At 53.4% G+C, this 18,553-nt stretch carries 12 protein-coding genes and 3 pseudogenes; 7 read left to right on the top strand and 8 right to left on the bottom strand.

Annotation, left to right across the window (positions count from 1 at the left end; translation table 11 throughout):
- The 8 genes and pseudogenes from tssJ to tssB form a co-directional block, all read right to left on the bottom strand.
- Positions 1 to 525, bottom strand: coding sequence for a type VI secretion system lipoprotein TssJ (gene tssJ / locus C1P89_RS14420; protein WP_001080148.1), 525 nt, complete (start codon positions 523 to 525; stop codon positions 1 to 3).
- Positions 522 to 1,802: a type VI secretion system-associated FHA domain protein TagH gene (gene tagH / locus C1P89_RS14415; RefSeq protein ID WP_001113715.1), complete on the bottom strand. Its 1,281-nt coding sequence runs from the start codon at positions 1,800 to 1,802 to the stop codon at positions 522 to 524. Before tagH ends, tssJ begins: the two co-directional genes overlap by 4 nt.
- Positions 1,803 to 1,826: 24 nt before the next feature.
- On the bottom strand, positions 1,827 to 2,909 hold the full coding sequence (gene tssG / locus C1P89_RS14410) for a type VI secretion system baseplate subunit TssG (RefSeq protein WP_000348788.1): 1,083 nt from the start codon (positions 2,907 to 2,909) through the stop codon (positions 1,827 to 1,829).
- Positions 2,873 to 4,723 (bottom strand): type VI secretion system baseplate subunit TssF, encoded by a 1,851-nt coding sequence (tssF, locus tag C1P89_RS14405; protein WP_000393837.1) that lies wholly within the window; start codon positions 4,721 to 4,723, stop codon positions 2,873 to 2,875. Before tssF ends, tssG begins: the two co-directional genes overlap by 37 nt.
- 3 nt (positions 4,724 to 4,726) lie before the next feature.
- Positions 4,727 to 5,140: a type VI secretion system baseplate subunit TssE gene (gene tssE / locus C1P89_RS14400; protein WP_000611742.1), complete on the bottom strand. Its 414-nt coding sequence runs from the start codon at positions 5,138 to 5,140 to the stop codon at positions 4,727 to 4,729.
- Positions 5,141 to 5,146: 6 nt separating this feature from the next.
- Positions 5,147 to 6,622, bottom strand: a pseudogene (gene tssC, locus C1P89_RS14395) (type VI secretion system contractile sheath large subunit).
- A 50-nt stretch (positions 6,623 to 6,672) separates the two neighbouring features.
- On the bottom strand, positions 6,673 to 6,897 hold the full coding sequence (locus C1P89_RS14390; protein WP_000123970.1) for a hypothetical protein: 225 nt from the start codon (positions 6,895 to 6,897) through the stop codon (positions 6,673 to 6,675).
- Between the two features lie 34 nt (positions 6,898 to 6,931).
- Entirely contained in the window at positions 6,932 to 7,432 is a 501-nt protein-coding gene (gene tssB / locus C1P89_RS14385) for a type VI secretion system contractile sheath small subunit (RefSeq protein ID WP_000037389.1), read from the bottom strand.
- Positions 7,433 to 8,128: 696 nt separating this feature from the next.
- On the opposite strand from tssB, the gene C1P89_RS14380 reads away from it, so the two are divergent.
- The 7 genes and pseudogenes from C1P89_RS14380 to C1P89_RS14345 all read left to right on the top strand — a co-directional run bounded on the left by C1P89_RS14380 (position 8,129) and on the right by C1P89_RS14345 (position 18,395).
- Entirely contained in the window at positions 8,129 to 8,647 is a 519-nt protein-coding gene (locus C1P89_RS14380) for an Hcp family type VI secretion system effector (protein ID WP_001142968.1), read from the top strand.
- A 209-nt stretch (positions 8,648 to 8,856) separates the two neighbouring features.
- Positions 8,857 to 10,461: pseudogene (locus C1P89_RS14375) on the top strand (type VI secretion system Vgr family protein); the annotation flags it as partial.
- A gap of 226 nt (positions 10,462 to 10,687) precedes the next feature.
- The gene (istA, locus tag C1P89_RS14370) at positions 10,688 to 12,223 is read left to right on the top strand and encodes an IS21-like element ISSso4 family transposase (protein WP_000447022.1); all 1,536 of its coding nucleotides are present in this window, start codon (positions 10,688 to 10,690) and stop codon (positions 12,221 to 12,223) included.
- Between the two features lie 16 nt (positions 12,224 to 12,239).
- Positions 12,240 to 12,995 (top strand): IS21-like element ISSso4 family helper ATPase IstB, encoded by a 756-nt coding sequence (istB, locus tag C1P89_RS14365; protein WP_001282649.1) that lies wholly within the window; start codon positions 12,240 to 12,242, stop codon positions 12,993 to 12,995.
- 98 nt (positions 12,996 to 13,093) lie between these two features.
- Positions 13,094 to 13,641 (top strand): annotated as a pseudogene (locus tag C1P89_RS14355) (hypothetical protein); the annotation flags it as partial.
- Positions 13,642 to 13,716: 75 nt separating this feature from the next.
- The gene (locus tag C1P89_RS14350) at positions 13,717 to 17,934 is read left to right on the top strand and encodes an RHS element core protein (RefSeq protein WP_000508700.1); all 4,218 of its coding nucleotides are present in this window, start codon (positions 13,717 to 13,719) and stop codon (positions 17,932 to 17,934) included.
- Positions 17,935 to 17,945: 11 nt separating this feature from the next.
- On the top strand, positions 17,946 to 18,395 hold the full coding sequence (locus C1P89_RS14345; protein WP_005141515.1) for an RHS element protein dsORF-h1: 450 nt from the start codon (positions 17,946 to 17,948) through the stop codon (positions 18,393 to 18,395).
- Positions 18,396 to 18,553 lie beyond the last annotated feature (158 nt).

Below are 18,553 nucleotides of genomic sequence, written 5' to 3'. Positions count from 1 at the left end.
TTATTCATCCTCTTTTTTCATTTCGATGCTGCTTTGACGTACATGCACCAGCAGGCGGTAATGGTGGCCGATTCCTTCCACCGTCTCGATTTGTTTCCATTCAGTGGCCTGGTCATCGGAGAAATAGGCCACGACACCAATAAACTGCGTTTTCTCATCCAGCTTTACCGGCGGCAGGGTTTTGATGGTGTCCGGCAACAGGTTGAAATCCTGGTGGTCGATATAGTTTTTACCCAGCACATCCGGTAGCGGCGTGCTGGCTATCTGGTCATAGTCGGCTGCCAGCAATTTTGAGTCGTCAGTCAGGTACACCAGTTGCACATCCACGGCGGCTGATTCACCTTCCGCATTGGTATTGGTGTCCGGTTCGGTCAGCAGGGTGACGGTTATTTCCGAAGGTTGCTCCTTCAGGCTCCCGACCTGGATATCCGGGTTTTTGATCACCTCACTGATTTTTTTCGCCGTTTCGCAGCCGGTTAATATGACGCACATCAGCACGCAGGCCAGAAACGCCTTCCTGTTCATGCTTCCGGCTCCCGCTGTTTTTCACGAAGCACCCGGTCATAGACCTGGGCGTAGACCTCGTTAAACAGCATCTCAAACCCCTGCTGGCGATCGGAGGCCAGTTCTTCGTAATAATGGCTGTACATTTGCCATGCTCCGGCATCATCCAGCGGCTGGCGCAGTTCATGGCTGCGGCGGTACTGCACAAAGCGGCGCAGCAGATTTTGTGGTGAGAAAGCATCCAGCAGGACACGAAGCGACTCCACAATCGCTGCCCGGTTAGCTTCTTCGTGGTGGCGGACATTGCGCAGGCTTTCACTGACGGCGGCGGGAGCCGCCAGATGTACCGGGCTTTTACCTTCGGCAAACATTACGTCGAGCGCGGTGGCGTAATCCATGTTCAGGCGCAGCGGGTTATCTTCCAGCGGGCGCAAATGTTTGTCTGAGAGGCTGTTACGCTGCTGCTGCAAATCGAGCAGACCTTTTATTGCGGCCTGTAACGTTCGTCCGGCCTCCTCCAGAAAATCATCCGCATCGTCGGAATTGCTCATGGTAAGCGAGCCGCCAAGACCGCGCAGTAAGGGGGTGACCGCAACGTGGCGTTGCGCCATTTCTGCCGCAGAGACGTCGTCATTACGATCGCCGGGGCTGGCATAAATGGGCGGCAGATCCATAAACGGAGTATTGATCCCCCCATTACTTGCCGGATCGGACAGCGGTGCCGATGGCCGGACAGCCGCAATGCCTGAAAGCGGATCGCCCGTGGTAATCAGGCTTTCGGACTGAAGAGCCTGGAGTGGATCGGCAGAAAAACCGTTTACCACGGTGTCTGCAAGCTGGTGCCGGTGAGTCATTCCCGGATAGTGTGGCGCACCCTCCGTTGATAGCAGGGTATCCGTGAGCATATCGCGATTGGTAACGATGGTTTCGGGAGTGGCCATTTCCTCATCGTAATGGGGAATATCTCCCCGGTTCAGATGAACCCTCACCATCAGCCGTCCGATCTGGATCTCATCGCCCTGGCGCAACTGTATTAGGTCTGATGTTGCTGTGACTTTTGCCTGATTCAGCCACAGTTGTGCCGTCTGCGGGCGCAGACAAAATGTGCCATCGTGCAGGATAACGGTAAAAGCCTGGGCCGGAATGCTCTGCTGACGATCCTGTACCGACCAGTGGCATTCGGGGCCATGGCCGACATTTCCCTGCTGTGTGAACAGACAGCGCGCCGCCCGCCCGCTTTCCAGCTCACTGCCGTTAATGACCTGCAATGAAAGCGTCTGTAGTTTCTCTTCCGGCATATTCTGCTCCGTGATTATCATAATTTACGACCGTACCCTGATGGTGACTGAGGGTCGTTCTTCCGGTGTGCCGAGGAAGCTGGTCCAGCCCAGCAGCGCACTTTTGTTATCGCCCAGGCGCATTGCGCCCACCTGCTCCGGCGCCAGCCCCAGATGTAAGTCCCAGGCAAGCTGATCGCGCAGGATGAAGGACACGAACATCGTCAGTGGCAGGAAGTTTTCGCCGGACGGCAGAAAAGAGAGGAACTGTTTTCGGGTCAGGCTGGTAATACTGAGCTGGAATTTTCCGCTGAGATCGGGCACTCGTGTACCCAGAACAAAGTTGCCCAGTACCGATCTTCCCGCCAGTTTTTCGCCATTTTTAAGAGAATAGCTCCCCAGACTATTTTGCTGATCCGGTTCAATATCCACCTTGCGACGTTGCCAGTTTTGCAGTGTCACTTCTGACAAATCAAAGCAGTGGGACACCAGGCCACAGATAATTTCCGGGGATCGTCCCGGATTTGCCAGGATCCCGGAATACGCCAGCATTTTGCTGTGATTAATCGCCAGCTTATCGCGAAGCTGGCGGTGGCCCAGCCCGACAAGGGAGTACATGCGCTGCGAGAACGCATCCACACCGCCGTTACGAAAACTGATGTGATAGCGGTACTTACGCCAGATATGCCAGACAAACTGGGTCAGGCGGTGGCTGAACATATCCAGAAAATCACCTACCGGACTTTGTTCATGTACCGCTTTCCAGGCCAGGTGAGCGAGGTAATAACCGGGGAGAGGCGACTGGCTCCCCTGTAACCCCATAAAGGTGGTGGTCATCCTGAATGCCCCTGACGTATCCCGTTTCAGCGCACTGATATCACTGCACGGGAAGGCAAGGCTGGCATCGGCGCTGAAACGCAGGGTTTCCTGTGCCGGATCGTCGCGCAGGGATAATTCTGGCGTCCCCTTTTCACCCTTTGCCAGGCGGTGCAACAGCTCCGCCATCGCAAAAAAATTGTAAGAGCAGGCATTATGGAAAACCTGTGCCAGCGGATCATTCTGCTCTTTATCTGCCGGGGGATTTCCCGGACTCAGATAAGAGGATGCTGCCCGATTCTTTCCGTCCATTTCCATGTCTCCTGGCTTTCTGTGTTCACAACGGTCAGCATGTGGAATGAGTTAACGCTGGCGTACAGCGACAGAAAATGCGAAAGCACCGTACCGAGCAGATACATTTCCCCTTCACAGACAAACGGCTCCGGGTGCAGATACAGCGTGGAAGCCAGCCCCCGGACGGGAATACCCGTAAACAGGCGATCAACGGGGCGGGTCTCCAGACGCTCAATGGCATCCAGCTTTTGTTGTGACAGCCGTGCCGTCTGCGGATGATGGATTGCGTGGCGATCAAAGTTGGCGATGACCTGCTTCAGCGCGTCCGTATCCAGTAATGACAGATAATTCAGGTTCATGGCGGAGAGTAGGGGCCAGTGCAGGCTGCCATCAATGACCGGCCAGAGTGGTTGCGTCGGGCGGGTAATGTTGCGAAATGAAGCAACAGCCGCATTTTTTCCGGTTGTGCCGGTGATATCGCCGGAACGAATTTGTGACGGAAGCTCACGGTTGGTACAGGTCAGCGATACCGAAACCACTTCATTACTGAGCAGAGATTCGTCTGACGGATAACTGCCATCAGCATGTATAAAGGCAAGGGTATGATCAAAGCCGCGATGGAACAGGGATGTTTTGGTCCGGTGATGCCAGTACACCACTTCCCGCTTCCGGCTGTATTCTATCTGATGGCTGAAACTTTCAAAGGCTGGCCACTGGCGCGCGGCCTGCGTCGAAACAGGACGCCCCAGATCTTTTTTCCTGAACATATCCTGGACCTGGCTCACCACACTGTTAACGGAAAATACATCGTAATGTTGTGGGTAATGGCGGCTGGGAACCAGCGGATAGTCTGCCCGCCGGTTGTCCAGCGTGATGGCTTCTGCATGGTGGATAAATAAATTAATGGCAGGTGCGCAATACAGGCGCAGGGAATCGCGGCGCAGCCGGATGTCCACGGGCAAAGGGCGCGAAAAACGCAGTTGCAGGGTAAAGAATTCCGCCTGCAATCCGTCAGGCAAAGCCGGACAACCACAAAGATCAAAAAAGAGAAACGCATCGGGGTAACAGAAATACTCCTGAAGGATCCGGTAGCCGCTGTGGACGTTTTTCGGCCAGGGCAGCATGGCATCCTGCGGCTCAAAACCGACAGCTTTTAGCATAAACTCAGGCAGGCGAATATGCTGTTCACCCACAGTCAGGTCGGCACCCTGCAAGTATTCGCAGAACCATAAATAAAGCTGGTCACGGGTATAGTTGTCGTCATTGCCGAGCCAGAAGCGAAGTTTGTTCAGATCCAGCGTGCGGAAGTCCGTTCCCGGTGCGACCGAAAAGGTGATGTTGATAACACCATTACGGGTCGTACTGCGGTTTTCAATCTGCTCCAGGCGAACGGGCAGCAGCCAGATATCCCGGCAGAGGGTGAAGGTACAGGGAGGCGGCTCCTCCTTTTTAGCATCAGAGGGCAGCACTTCATCAACTCTGATTTCCCCGGCGTTGGTTGTAAACTGCTCATTACGGGGGATTAACACCGGTACAGAAGACTTATCCATATCCGGCGTATATTCAATAAGGGTCATTGCCGGAACCGGACGCAGGTAATTAGGCCATAGCATCTTAATAAGCCCGTGCGTCAGTTCTGGGAATTCATCCTCAATTTTCTGGCGGAGATTGCCGGTAAGAAAAGCCACCCCTTCCAGCAGGCGTTCAATATCCGGATCTGCATCTTTTTCGGCCAGGAAGCGGGCCAGATGGGGTTTTTCCGTTGCCAGCAGCTTGCTAAGCTGGCGCAGGTAATCGAGTTCTTCCCGGAAATAGCGTTCTTCAAATTCCATTTGTCAGTCCACCCGGTAATGCTGGCTGCCATTCGGTGCCATATCAAATTCAAGCACCTCATGCGTTTCGTTAAATGTCACCCAGGCTGTAATATGAAACGTCATATCCAGCGGGCTGGAGGCGGATGAAACCACTGCCTGCACTTCAGCGTGTGAGATCCGGGGTTCATAGCGTTCTATACATTGCTCGATGGCCCGACTCATGGATTCGCGGAAGTTTTCAGCCCCTTCCGGTTCATCAATGCCCAGCTCAGGCGCACCCCGGCAACTACCGGACCGGGTATTAAGAATGTTTCGTAGGTTCTGGCGAATGGATTGCCTGAGCGAATGAATACTGCCTCCCTGCCGGTTTCTGGCCGAAGAGGCTTCCATACGCTCAAAAAGAGAACCTGTGGTTCTTTCCCGATCCGGTATCATGGTGTGTTACTCCCTGTCTAACCGGCCAACCAGGGAAAGCTCAAAATTTGCCCCCATAAATTTAAAATGAGGTCTCACGCTTAGCGCAACCTGGTACCAGCCGGGTTCGCCTTCTACATCCATAACCTCAACTTTGGCAGCGCGCAGAGGTTTGCGGCTGCGCACGTCTGCAGGCGGGTTTTCCTGGTCGGCAACATACTGACGGATCCAGGTATTAAGCTCTCTTTCTAAGTCGCTCCTTTCTTTCCATGACCCCAGTTGTTCACGCTGCAACACCTTGATGTAGTGCGCTAACCGATTGATGATGAAGAGATAAGGAAGCTGCGTACCCAGCTTATAGTTGGTTTCTGCATCTTTTCCCGGAAAGTGCTTCGGTTTTTGTACCGAGTTTGCAGAGAAAAAGGCTGCATTATCAGAGTCTTTACGCATGGTAAGGGTGATAAAACCCTCTTCAGCCAGTTCAAATTCGCGGCGATCGGTGACCAGCACCTCGGTTGGGATTTTGGCCTGAATCTGCCCCATCGTTTCGAACAGATGCATCGGCAGATCTTTCACTGCGCCGCCGCTTTGCGGACCGATAATGTTTGGACATCAGCGGTATTTGGCAAAACTGTCTGCGATATTGCATGCCAGCATCCAGGCCGTATTACCCCACAGATAATCTTCGTGGTTCTGGCTGACATCTTCGTAATAGTTAAAGTTCTTAACAGGGTTATCTGTTGGTGAATAGGGCTGGCGAAGCAGGAAGCGGGGTGCCGTAAGCCCTAAATAGCGCGAATCTTCCGAGTCACGCAGGGCGCGCCATTTGGTGTAGGCCGGACCTTCAAAGATGGCATAAAGATCTTTGATATTAGGCAGTTCGGTCCACGAGTTCAGCCCCATAAACTCCGGGGAAACGGAGGACAGGAACGGTGCGTGCGCCATTGCGCCCACGGCACTGACGTATTGCAGCAGTTTCATGTCAGGCGCGGTATTTTTGAACTCATAAGCGCCCAGCACGGCAGCGATGGGTTTACCGCCAAACTGTCCGAAACCGGACGAATAAACGTGCTTATAAAATCCGGACTGAATAATTTCTGGCGCAAACTCAAAGTCTTCCAGAAGTTCCTGCTTGGTGACATGAAGCACGTTGACCTTGATGTTTTCACGGAAATCAACGCGATCCACCATGGTTTTCAGTGAGCGCCAGAACGACTCGACCTGCTGAAAGGCAGGCGCATGGATGATGACATCCATCTGGCGGCTGATGCGTTCATCAATATCTGCAATCATGCTGTCCACGGCCAGTTTATTGACCGGTTCGGCAGATGCAGTGGATTGCAGGATGCTGGCAATAAAGGCTGTCACACCCTGGAGGGCAACGTCATAACCTTCCGAACCGGGCTGAATACGGGTCTGTGCCATGATTTGATCAAGCAGCGACGATGCCTGCTCAGGCTGCCCGGCATGACTGGAAACGAGTTCCTCTTCCTGTAAAGACATACTGAAAATCCTTCTGTTTTAGCTGTGTTTCTGAAACCGGCTTTTCGCCATCAGTGAAGTACGCGCTGCCAGTGCGACGCGCTCTGCTGAAACTCACAAAAATGGATAATCTCATCCAATAGATCACTGATACGGCGATCCAGTGTTGTAATCAGCGCAGCCACACCATCCTGGTTGATTTCAACGGACGGGCTGAAACATACCTGGTAAACCACCTGCAGAATGTCTGCAACAGAGAGGTGGTATGTCCCGGAGATATTTTTGTGTGCCGTCATGCCTGGATAACCCTGTTTAATGAAATAGTGGTGGTTATTTATTGCTCACCAGACCGATTTCTTTGAGCAACTGCTCGCGGGACTCTTCATTTTCCAGCAATGCCTGGAGCTGGGTACGGAATGCCGGAAGGTTACCCATCGGCCCCTTCAGTGCAGTCAGTGCTTCACGCAGTTCCAGCAATTTATTCACTTCCGGAACCTGCCGGGCCACGCTATCTGGTGAAAAATCATCCAGTGATTTGATATTCAGCGCCACATTCAGTTCATCGTCTGTTGTGCTTCCCTTCAGCGTGGCGGGGACAGTAAAATTGAGGCCAATGGCTGCTTCAGCCATCACTGCACCGAAATTGTGCTTGTTAACGGAAACTGCCTGACGTTCATCCAGTGGGGATGTTTCCTGCGTATTTCCGGTATCGCCGACAACGAGCATGTTAAGCGGAAGTTCCACTTCAGCCGTCTGGCCATCTGTTTTTGGGACATACGATATATTAATACGCTCGCGGGGCGCGACGCTGCCTTCAAATTTTTTGCTCATAAAAGTGATCCGTCATGTTATCTCGTACAGGCCATGAACACGGCATATTTGTACCGCAAAAAAATATCGGCAATGCCGCCCTAATGGCGGTGAAAATAAAATCACCACTCCTTCATCACCCCGCATTTTACGCTTCAAAATAAATAAGAAAAGGACTTTTTATCGATCGTAAAGAGGGGTATTCTGCAAGCGTTAAATAGATTGTGTGAACCTGTGCAATTCGCGTCAGGTGTATTATGGCAATAATTTAAATATAGAGTTTTTGTGTAACTTATTGAAGTATATAATAATTTCATTAAAAATAAGCTAATCTAATGATTGCTTGTTTATATATTTGTTTTGTGATTGATTAAGTGGGTATTTTTAAGGAATATCTCAAAAATTATCAAAATGATAATTCAGAAAGGATAAATACAATATTTATTCATGATTCAGCTTTGGCCATTTTATGGAGGCAATACGGACTTTGAACAGTTGGGTATGGTTATCCAGATATATATTATTAAGTTATTGCTGAATAAGAGATTTAATGATTTTAAAAATAGTTTTTACGACAACCGTAAATTCTAGCTCGGTTTGTATGTAAAAAATACTGAAAAATGATGCGGTTCCGTGAAGTGAGCTGCATCTGCCTGTCTGGGATTAACGGCAGGTCATTGTAAGTAGTAATTAACCACGTTAACAAGGAGTTTACAAATGCCAACACCGTGTTATATCTCCATCACTGGTCAGACCCAGGGAAATATTACTGCAGGTGCATTTACCGCTGATTCTGTCGGCAACATCTATGTGCAGGGGCACGAAGACGAGATGCTGGTGCAGGAATTCCTGCATAACGTTACTGTCCCGACCACTCCTCAGTCCGGTCAGCCTGCGGGTCAGCGTGCTCACAAGCCTTTCATTTTTACCGTGGCGCTGAACAAAGCGGTTCCGCTGATGTACAACGCACTGGCCTCCGGCGAAATGCTGCCAACCACTGAACTTCACTGGTGGCGTACCTCTGTGGAGGGCAAACAGGAGCATTATTTCACTACCCGCCTGACTGATTCGACGATTGTCGATATGAAACTGCATATGCCGCATTGCCAGGACCCGGCGAAACGCGAGTTCACCCAGTTGCTCGAGGTTTCACTGGCCTACCGCAAAATTGAATGGGAACACGTCAAATCTGGCACCTCCGGTGCCGACGACTGGCGCGCACCACTGGAAGCATAAGTTAAGCCAACAGCATCCGGCTATCAGGCCGGATGCTGTTTTTGTATTACGCCGTAGAAAGAAAGGTTGTCAGTAAGGGGTTACGTTCACGGGAGATGGCGGATGCCGGAAACTTCGGCGGTAGCGTGCCTGAACGCAAGCGTAACACTGTACTGTCACAGCCGCTTTAACAGCGAACTGTCTGTTTTTCCTTAACCCCGGAGGTTGCTATGTCAACCGGATTACGTTTCACGCTGGAAGTGGACGGCCTGCCACCGGATGCTTTTGCGGTGGTCTCCTTTCATCTGAACCAGTCACTCTCTTCGCTCTTTTCCCTCGAGCTCTCTCTGGTCAGCCAGCAGTTTCTCTCCCTTGAATTTCCGCAGGTACTGGACAAAATGGCCTACCTGACGATATGGCAGGGCGATGACGTACAGCGCCGGGTGAAAGGTGTGGTGACCTGGTTTGAACTGGGGGAGAACGACAAAAACCAGATGCTGTACAGCATGAAGGTATGCCCACCGCTGTGGCGCACAGGGCTGCGCCAGAACTTCCGTATCTTCCAGAATGAGGACATCGAAAGCATCCTCGCGACGATCCTGAAGGAAAACGGTGTGACCGAGTGGAGTCCGCTGTTCAGCGAGCCGCATCCTTCCCGTGAGTTTTGTGTCCAGTACGGCGAAACTGATTACGATTTCCTGTGCCGGATGGCGGCGGAGGAAGGCATCTTCTTTTATGAGGAGCACGCGCAAAAAAGTACCGACCAGAGCCTGGTCCTGTGCGACACCGTGCGTTATCTGCCGGAGTCCTTTGAGATCCCCTGGAACCCGAACACCCGTACCGAGGTAAGTACCTTCTGCATCAGCCAGTTCCGCTACAGCGCACAAATCCGTCCTTCTTCCGTGGTGACCAAAGACTACACCTTTAAACGACCCGGCTGGGCAGGGCGTTTTGATCAGGAAGGCCAGTACCAGGATTACCAGCGCACACAGTATGAAGTGTATGACTACCCCGGACGTTTCAAGGGTGCTCACGGGCAGAACTTTGCCCGCTGGCAGATGGATGGCTGGCGCAACAACGCAGAAGTGGCGCGCGGAACAAGCCGTTCTCCGGAGATATGGCCGGGACGGCGAATTGTGCTGACGGGGCATCCGCAGGCGAACCTGAACCGGGAATGGCAGGTGGTGGCAAGTGAACTGCACGGCGAGCAGCCGCAGGCGGTGCCGGGACGCAGTGGTTCAGGAACCACGCTGAATAACCACTTTGCGGTAATACCGGCAGACCGGACATGGCGGCCACAGCCGTTGCTGAAACCGCTGGTGGATGGCCCGCAGAGCGCCGTCGTGACGGGACCGGCAGGCGAGGAAATCTTCTGTGATGAACATGGCCGCGTGCGGGTGAAATTTAACTGGGACCGCTATAACCCGTCAAACCAGGACAGTTCATGCTGGATCCGTGTGGCACAGGCGTGGGCAGGCACCGGATTCGGTAACCTTGCGATACCGCGCGTGGGTCAGGAGGTCATTGTGGACTTCCTCAACGGCGATCCGGACCAGCCGATTATTATGGGGCGTACCTACCACCAGGAAAACCGCACACCCGGTAGCCTGCCGGGGACGAAGACGCAGATGACCATTCGTTCGAAAACCTATAAGGGCAGCGGGTTTAATGAACTGAAGTTTGACGATGCGACAGGGAAAGAACAGGTCTACATCCACGTGCAGAAGAACATGAACACCGAGGTGCTGAATAACCGCACCACGGATGTGATAAACAACCATGCCGAAAAAATAGGTAACAACCAGGCGATCACCGTTACCAATAACCAGATGCAAAATGGCATCTGAATCGATCGCAGTTTGGCATTCGAATCGATCATGATTTGGCATCCATCTCCGATCACAGTTTGGCATCACAATCGATCACGATTTGGCATACTTCCGATCATTGATTGGAATTCGCCAGTCACTCCGGGAATTAACTCTTTTCACCACAGTCTCCATTGCCGTGTTTAAACCAGTGGAGACGTCAATGTCCAAAAAGAGAAAATCCAGGAGCACTATGGAAACTTGTTTTAAGATCCTTCAGCTCAAGTTCGATAAGAAGCTGACTAACCGTTGTATCGGACTGACGTTACACATCAGCGCCTCAACCGTTTTTGAGGTTCTTGCCCGCTTCAAAGCCTCTTCTCTGTCATGGCCATTACCTGCGGATATATCCCATGACACGCTGGAGAAACTCATTTTCCCGCCCAAAGACACCTCTGCGTCAGAGCTTGTTATGCCTGACATGCTGTACTTCGATACGGAAATGAGAAAACCTGGCGTGACGCGCCAACTGTTGTGGATGGAATACAAGGCACAGGCGGGTGACAAAGCGATGGGATACTCACACTTCTGCCGTTGCTACCGGAAGTGGAAAAAAACGCGACGCCTCTCCATGCGACAGGAGCATCGTGCTGGCGAAAAGCTCTTTATCGACTTCTGTGGTCCTACGGTCCCTGTTATTAATCCGGACACCGGAGAGATACGCCGCGTGGCAATCTTCGTGGCTGTAATGGGGGCGTCCAACTATACCTATGTTGAAGCGTGCGAAGGTCAGGACATGATGTCATGGTTAAATGCCCACAGCCGTTGCCTGACCTTCCTGGGCGGCGTACCGAAGCTGCTCATCCCCGATAACCTCAGAAGCGCAGTGAAAAAAGCCGATCGCTATGAGCCTGTCATCAACGACAGTTATCAGGCGCTGGCTGAGCACTATGGCACGGTTATTATCCCGGCCCGCCCGCGCAAACCTAAAGATAAACCAAAAGCAGAAAACGGCGTCCTCATCGTCGAGCGATGGCTTCTTGCCCGCATCCGTAATGAAACCTTCCACACGCTCAGGGCGCTGAATGCACGCCTTCGGGAGTTGCTGACGGACATGAATAACCGACCAATGAAGGGATACGGTAATCAAACCCGCGCAGAACGCTTCCGCATGCTGGATGCACCAGCACTCTCTCCGCTGCCTCTGGAGCCTTATGAATACACGGAATACAAAGCCGTGAAGGTTGGCCCTGACTACCACGTTGAATATGCCCGTCACTGGTACTCCGTTCCACACGAACTGGTCGGTCAGCGTCTGTCACTGAAGGTGGGGCAGTCGGTGGTACAGCTCTGGCACAAGGGGCAGTGTGTGGCGCAACATCCGCGCAGCACACATGAATATAAACACACAACCAATCCGCTTCACATGCCAGAACGCCACCGGCGGCATGGGACATGGACACCGGAACGCCTTATCGAGCAGGGAAACCGTACAGGTCCGTCCACAGGCCGGGTGGTTGAATCCATGCTGAAAGCCAAACCCCATCCGGAGCTGGCTTACCGTGCAGTCCTGGGTCTGCTGGCACTTCAGAAAAAATACGGCCCGGAACGGCTGGAAAAGGCCTGTTACGTTGCCCTGCACTATAACGCCCCGGACAGACGCTTTATCGACAATCTGCTGCGTCATCATCGGGATAACGTTGAGCTTCCGTTATCCCGCCAGGGCGAACAACATCCGGCATATGCTTCAGAGCATGAAAACCTGCGTGGTCCTGGCTACTATCACTGACAGAAGGAACAACCGTATGAGTGATAATCTGTTAAACAAACTGACCCAACTGAAACTCCCGGCGATGGCCGGGAGCCTGATACGGCAACGGGAAACGCCTCAGACTTACGACGAACTGTCGTTCGAGGAAAGGCTGACACTGCTGGTTGATGACGAGCTTCTGAGCAGAGAAAACAGTCGTGTGGCACGGTTGAGAAAAAATGCCTGCCTGAAATATCAGGCAACACCGGAAGGGCTGCGTTATCCGGCCTCAAGAGGTCTGCGGGCTGAACAGATGAGGGAACTGCTGAACGGCCACTACATAATCCACAGGAAAAACCTACTGATAACCGGTCCGACAGGATGCGGTAAGAGCTGGATAGCCAATGCGCTGGGCGAACAGGCATGTCGACAGAAATACAGCGTCCGGTACTGTAGAACCGGGCGATTACTGGAACAGTTGGCTCAGGGACGTGTTGATGGCAGTTGGCTGAAATATCTGAAACAGTTGCAAAAAATACAGGTTCTAATCCTGGACGATCTGGGGCTGGAACAGTTAAGTAACGCCCAGTGTAATGACCTTCTGGAGATCACAGAGGATCGTTACGGACAAAGCAGCACGATAGTGGTAAGCCAGTTCCCGGTAGATAAATGGCATGGTCTGATGGAGAACCCAACAACAGCAGATGCCATCCTGGACAGACTGGTACATAACTCACACAGAGTGGTCCTTCAGGGAGAGTCCCTGAGGAAAAATCCCCCGACAGTGGAAAGCAGCGAAAAAACGAGTTAAAAAGCGGTAGAAAAAGTTAAGTTCCCGGTTGATCGAATGGATGCGAATCGCTGATCGAACTTCGATGCCAATCCGTGATCGAATAGAGCGGAATACGCAACCAGATCCAGAACATTGGCGTTAATCAGATACAGACGGTTGGTGTCAACCAGGTGGAAACGGTGGGCAGTAACCAGATTATCAAAGTGGGATCAAACCAGGTTGAAAAGGTGGGGATCATTCGTGCGCTGACGGTGGGTGTGGCTTACCAGACGACGGTAGGCGGCATTATGAATACCTCGGTGGCGTTGTTGCAGTCCTCACAGGTAGGGCTGCATAAATCACTGATGGTGGGAATGGGCTACAGCGTCAATGTAGGGAATAACGTCACCTTCTCGGTGGGCAAGACGATGAAGGAAAACACCGGACAAACAGCAGTTTATTCTGCCGGTGAGCATCTTGAACTCTGCTGTGGTAAGGCAAGGCTGGTGCTGACGAAGGACGGAAGCATATTTCTCAACGGTACGCACATTCATCTGGAAGGGGAGTCGGATGTGAACGGTGATGCGCCAGTGATTAACTGGAACTGTGGTGCCACACAACCTGTACCGGATGCGCCTGTGCCGAAAGATTTACCCCCGGAATGCCGGATATGCGGCAATTTTGAGTCAGGTGCAAAAAATTAAAACGGAACTGGTGCAGTGACCAGATGAACCATATTAAAAGCAGAAGGAATTGATTCATGGGCGGCGGAAAACCGGCGGCGCGGCAGGGCGACATGACCCGCAAGGGACTGGATATTGTGCAGGGTTCAGCGGGTGTGCTGATAGGTGCGCCGACGGGAGTGGCCTGTTCGGTGTGTCCGGGAGGGATTACCTATGCTAACCCGGTGAACCCGGTGAACCCGGTGCTGGGTGCGAAGGTGCTTCCGGGCGAGACGGACCTTGCGCTGCCCTGCCCGCTGCCGTTTATTCTTTTCCGTGCCTACAGCAGCTACCGGACCAGAACACCCGCGCCGGTGGGGGTGTTTGGTCCCGGCTGGAAAGCGCCCTTCGATATCCGCTTACAGATACGCGATGAAGGCCTGATACTCAACGACAGCGGCGGCAGGAGCATTCACTTTGAGCCGCTGTTTCCCGGCGAGATAAGCTACAGCCGCAGCGAGTCACTCTGGCTGGCGCGGGGCGGAGTGGCGGCGCAGCACAGTTCGCAGCCGCTAAGCGCGCTCTGGCAGGTGCTGCCGGAAGATGTTCGCCTGAGTCCGCATGTGTACCTGGCGACAAACAGCCTTCAGGGGCCGTGGTGGATACTCAGCTGGCCGGAGCCGCCCGCATACCGGGTACTGACGGTCGTGGTGGATGGCTTCGGGCGCTCACTGACTTTCCACCGGGCGGCGGAGGGTGACGTGGCGGGCGCGGTGACGGGGGTGACGGACGGCGCGGGCCGCCGTTTTCACATGGCGCTGAGCACGCAGGCGCAGCGGGCGGAAGCGTCCCGTAAACAGCGCGCCTCTTCCTTATCTTCCCCGGCCAGTCCCCGTTCTGTTTCCTCTTCTCAGGTTTTCCCCGACACGCTGCCCGCCGGTACAGAGTACGGTGCCGATAACGGTATCCGGCTGGAGGCGGTATGGCTGACACACGACCCGGCATACCCGGATGAACAGCCGACTGCGCCGCTGGCGCGCTACACGTACACGGCCGGTGGTGAACTGCGGGCGGTGTATGACCGCAGCGGGACGCAGGTTCGCGGGTTTACTTATGATGCGGAGCACGCCGGGCGGATGGTGGCGCACCATTATGCGGGGAGGCCGGAGAGCCGCTACCGGTATGATGATACCGGTCGGGTGACGGAGCAGGTCAACCCGGAGGGGCTGGACTACCGCTTTGAGTACGGAGAGAGCCGGGTAATCATCACGGACAGCCTGAACCGGCGGGAGGTGCTGTACACGGAAGGCGAGGGTGGCCTGAAGCGGGTGGTGAAGAAGGAGCATGCCGACGGGAGCATCACCCGCAGCGAGTATGATGAGGCGGGGAGGCTGAAGGCGCAGACGGATGCGGCGGGGCGGCGGACGGAGTACCGGCTGCATATGGCGTCTGGAAAGCTGACTTCAGTGGTACTGCCGGACGGCAGGACGGTACGGTATGGTTACAACAACCAGTTGCAACTGACGTCAGTGACATATCCGGATGGTTTACGCAGCAGCCGGAAATATGACCGTCAGGGCAGGCTGGCGGAAGAGACCTCGCGCAACGGTAACATTACGCGCTGGTTTTATGATTCTTCCCGCAGTGGCCTGCCCTGTGCGGTGGAAGACGGAACCGGGGTGAGGCGGAGAATAACGCGAAACCGGTACGGTCAGCTTCAGGCGTTTACGGACTGCTCGGGGTACACGACGCGGTATGAGTATGACCGGTACGGTCAACAAATCGCCGTTCACCGGGAAGAAGGCATCAGCACTTACAGCAGTTATAACCCGCGCGGTCAACTGGTCAGTCAGAGGGATGCGCAGGGGCGTGAAACCCGTTATGAGTACAGCGCCGCAGGAGACCTCACCGCTATCGTTGCCCCGGACGGCAGCCGCAGTGAGATACAGTATGATGCGTGGGGAAAGGCCGTCAGCACCACGCAGGGCGGTCTGACGCGAAGCATGGGGTATGACGCCGCCGGGCGCATCACTGTGCTGACCAACGAGAACGGCAGCCAGTCCACGTTCCGGTATGACCCGGTCGACAGGCTGACGGAGCAGCGCGGCTTTGACGGCCGGACGCAACGTTACCAGTATGACCTGACCGGAAAACTCACGCAGAGTGAAGATGAGGGGCTTATCACCCTCTGGCATTACGATGCGTCGGACCGTATCACCCGGCGCACGGTGAACGGTGAACCGGCGGAGCAGTGGCAGTATGACGACCACGGCTGGCTGACAGAAATCAGCCACCTGAGTGAAGGCCACCGTGTGGCGGTCCACTACGGCTATGACGATAAAGGCCGTCTGACGGGCGAACGGCAGACGGTGGAGACCCCGGAGACGGGGGAGATGCTGTGGGAGCATGAGACGGGGCACGCGTACAGCGAACAGGGGCTGGCGACCCGTCAGGAGCCGGACGGCCTGCCGCCGGTGGAGTGGCTGACGTATGGCAGCGGTTATCTTGCGGGGATGAAGCTGGGCGGAACACCGCTGGTCGAGTACACGCGGGACCGGCTGCACCGTGAGACGGCCCGCAGCTTCGGCGGGGAGGCATATGAACTTGCCACCGCCTGGAATACCAGCGGCCAGCTCCGGAGCAGGCACCTGAACCTTCCGCAGCTTGACCGTGACTACGACTGGAACGACAACGGACAGCTAATCCGCATCAGTGGCCCGCAGGAGAGCCGGGAGTACCGTTACAGCGACACGGGGAGGCTGACGGGCGTCCACACCACGGCAGCGAACCTGGATATCGATATCCCGTATGCAACAGACCCGGCAGGAAATCGGCTGCCGGACCCGGAACTGCACCCGGACAGCACCCTCACGGCGTGGCCGGATAACCGCATCGCGGAAGATGCGCACTATGTCTATCGCTACGATGAATACGGCAGGCTGGCGGAGAAGACGGACCGTATCCCGGAAGGGGTTATCCGGATGCACGACGAGCGCACCCACCACTATCACTACGACAGCCAGCACCGCCTGGTGTTCTACACGCGGATACAGCACGGCGAACCACAGGTGGAGAGCCGGTACCTCTATGACCCGCTGGGCCGCCGGACGGGAAAACGGGTATGGCGGCGGGAGCGTGACCTGACGGGGTGGATGTCGCTGTCGCGTAAACCGGAGGTGACATGGTACGGGTGGGACGGTGACAGGCTGACGACGATACAGACCGGCACCACGCGTATCCAGACGGTATACCAGCCGGGGAGCTTCACGCCGCTCCTGAGAATCGAAACAGAGAATGGCGAACAGGCGAAGGCGCGGCACCGGAGCCTGGCGGAGGTGTTGCAGGAGGACACGGGTGTGACGCTACCGGCGGAGCTGTCGGTGATGCTGGGGAGGCTGGAGCGGGAACTGCGCGCGGGAGCGGTGAGTGCGGAGAGTGAGGCATGGCTTGCGCAGTGCGGGCTGACGGCGGAGCAGATGGCCGCGCAGCTGGAGGCGGAATACATCCCGGAGAGGAAACTTCATCTTTACCACTGCGACCACCGGGGACTGCCGCTGGCGCTCATCAGCCCGGAAGGGGAAACGGCGTGGCAGGGGGAGTATGACGAATGGGGAAACCTGCTGGGCGAAACCAGCGCGCAGCACCTCCAGCAGTCACTCCGTCTGCCGGGGCAGCAGTATGATGAGGAGTCGGGGCTGTACTACAACCGCAACCGGTACTATGACCCGTTGCAGGGAAGGTATATCACCCAGGATCCGATAGGGCTGAGAGGTGAATGGAATCTGTATAAATATCCATTAAACCCTGTTCGGTTTATAGATTCTTTGGGTTTAAAATTCCATGTTAACGGTGATCCAAGTGATTTTAATCAGGCTGTTGAGTATTTAAAACAAGATTCACAAATGAAAGAAACTATAGATTTTTTATCAAGCTCTGAAGAAACTATAAATATAGAGTATATTGAAGGAACCAATGTTAGATTTAATTCGAATAATATGACGATATATTGGAATAGTAGAGCATCTTTATTTTGTTCAACTGAATTAAACTCGAAATCACAATCGCCTGCATTAGGTTTGGGACATGAGTTTGCTCATGCGCAGTATTGCCTTCTTGATAAGGAAAATTTCATGGCTCTTTTAAGCCGAACAGATAAGAAATATGAGAATAAAGAAGAGGCAAGGGTTATTACAATAATTGAATCGCGTGCGGCGAAAACTTTAGGTGAGTGTACCAGAGGAGCTCATAGTGGACTGCCTTTTTATCGGGTGGATGGACCGTTGCAGACGATGAAAATAACGGGTACGCCAGAATAGTGAGGTTTTTTATGATGAAATATTTGATGGTTTTATTGTCTCTATTTTCTGGTTCGGTATTGGGGATGGGGCGAGTGAATGAATTGTGTGGAATAGATAGCGTGAAAACGATAGAGATAATTAATCTTCCATCGTATGTTACCACGTTAGTTCCGCTTAGCAAGGAAGGTCTTAATGAAATATACAGATATAAAGTGGTGGTGAATGAAATTAGAGATCTTTATGCTGGTAAGATAATTGATTTATTGCAAATGAAGTATTTCAGAAAAGAAAAATATAACAATATAAGATGGGGGGGTAGTATCATTTCGAAAGGTAATAATAAATGTGAAATTTATTTTGATGCTTTTGGTGAATGTGGAAGTGTGAATGGCATTAACGTGTGTTTTGAAAAAAATGAAATGATAGGTTGGATTAAAAAAGAAATCCCTTTGCTGTCGCAAAAAATAGGTGGGCTTTAAATGGTAGGGCAATATTCAAAGACAGTATAGGTAACTATTTGTATGGCCATGTAAGGTAAAAGAAAAGGAATAAACCATGAGCGGAAAACCGGCGGCGCGGCAGGGCGACATGACCCGCAGGGAAAGATCATCAGAAGTTCACTTTTTGTACTAAATAA

The organism is Shigella sonnei (assembly GCF_002950395.1).
Classification (GTDB): Bacteria; Pseudomonadota; Gammaproteobacteria; order Enterobacterales; family Enterobacteriaceae; genus ECMA0423.
The sequence above is the reverse complement of the archived record's forward strand: the minus strand, read 5'-3'. Positions and strand labels throughout refer to the sequence as shown.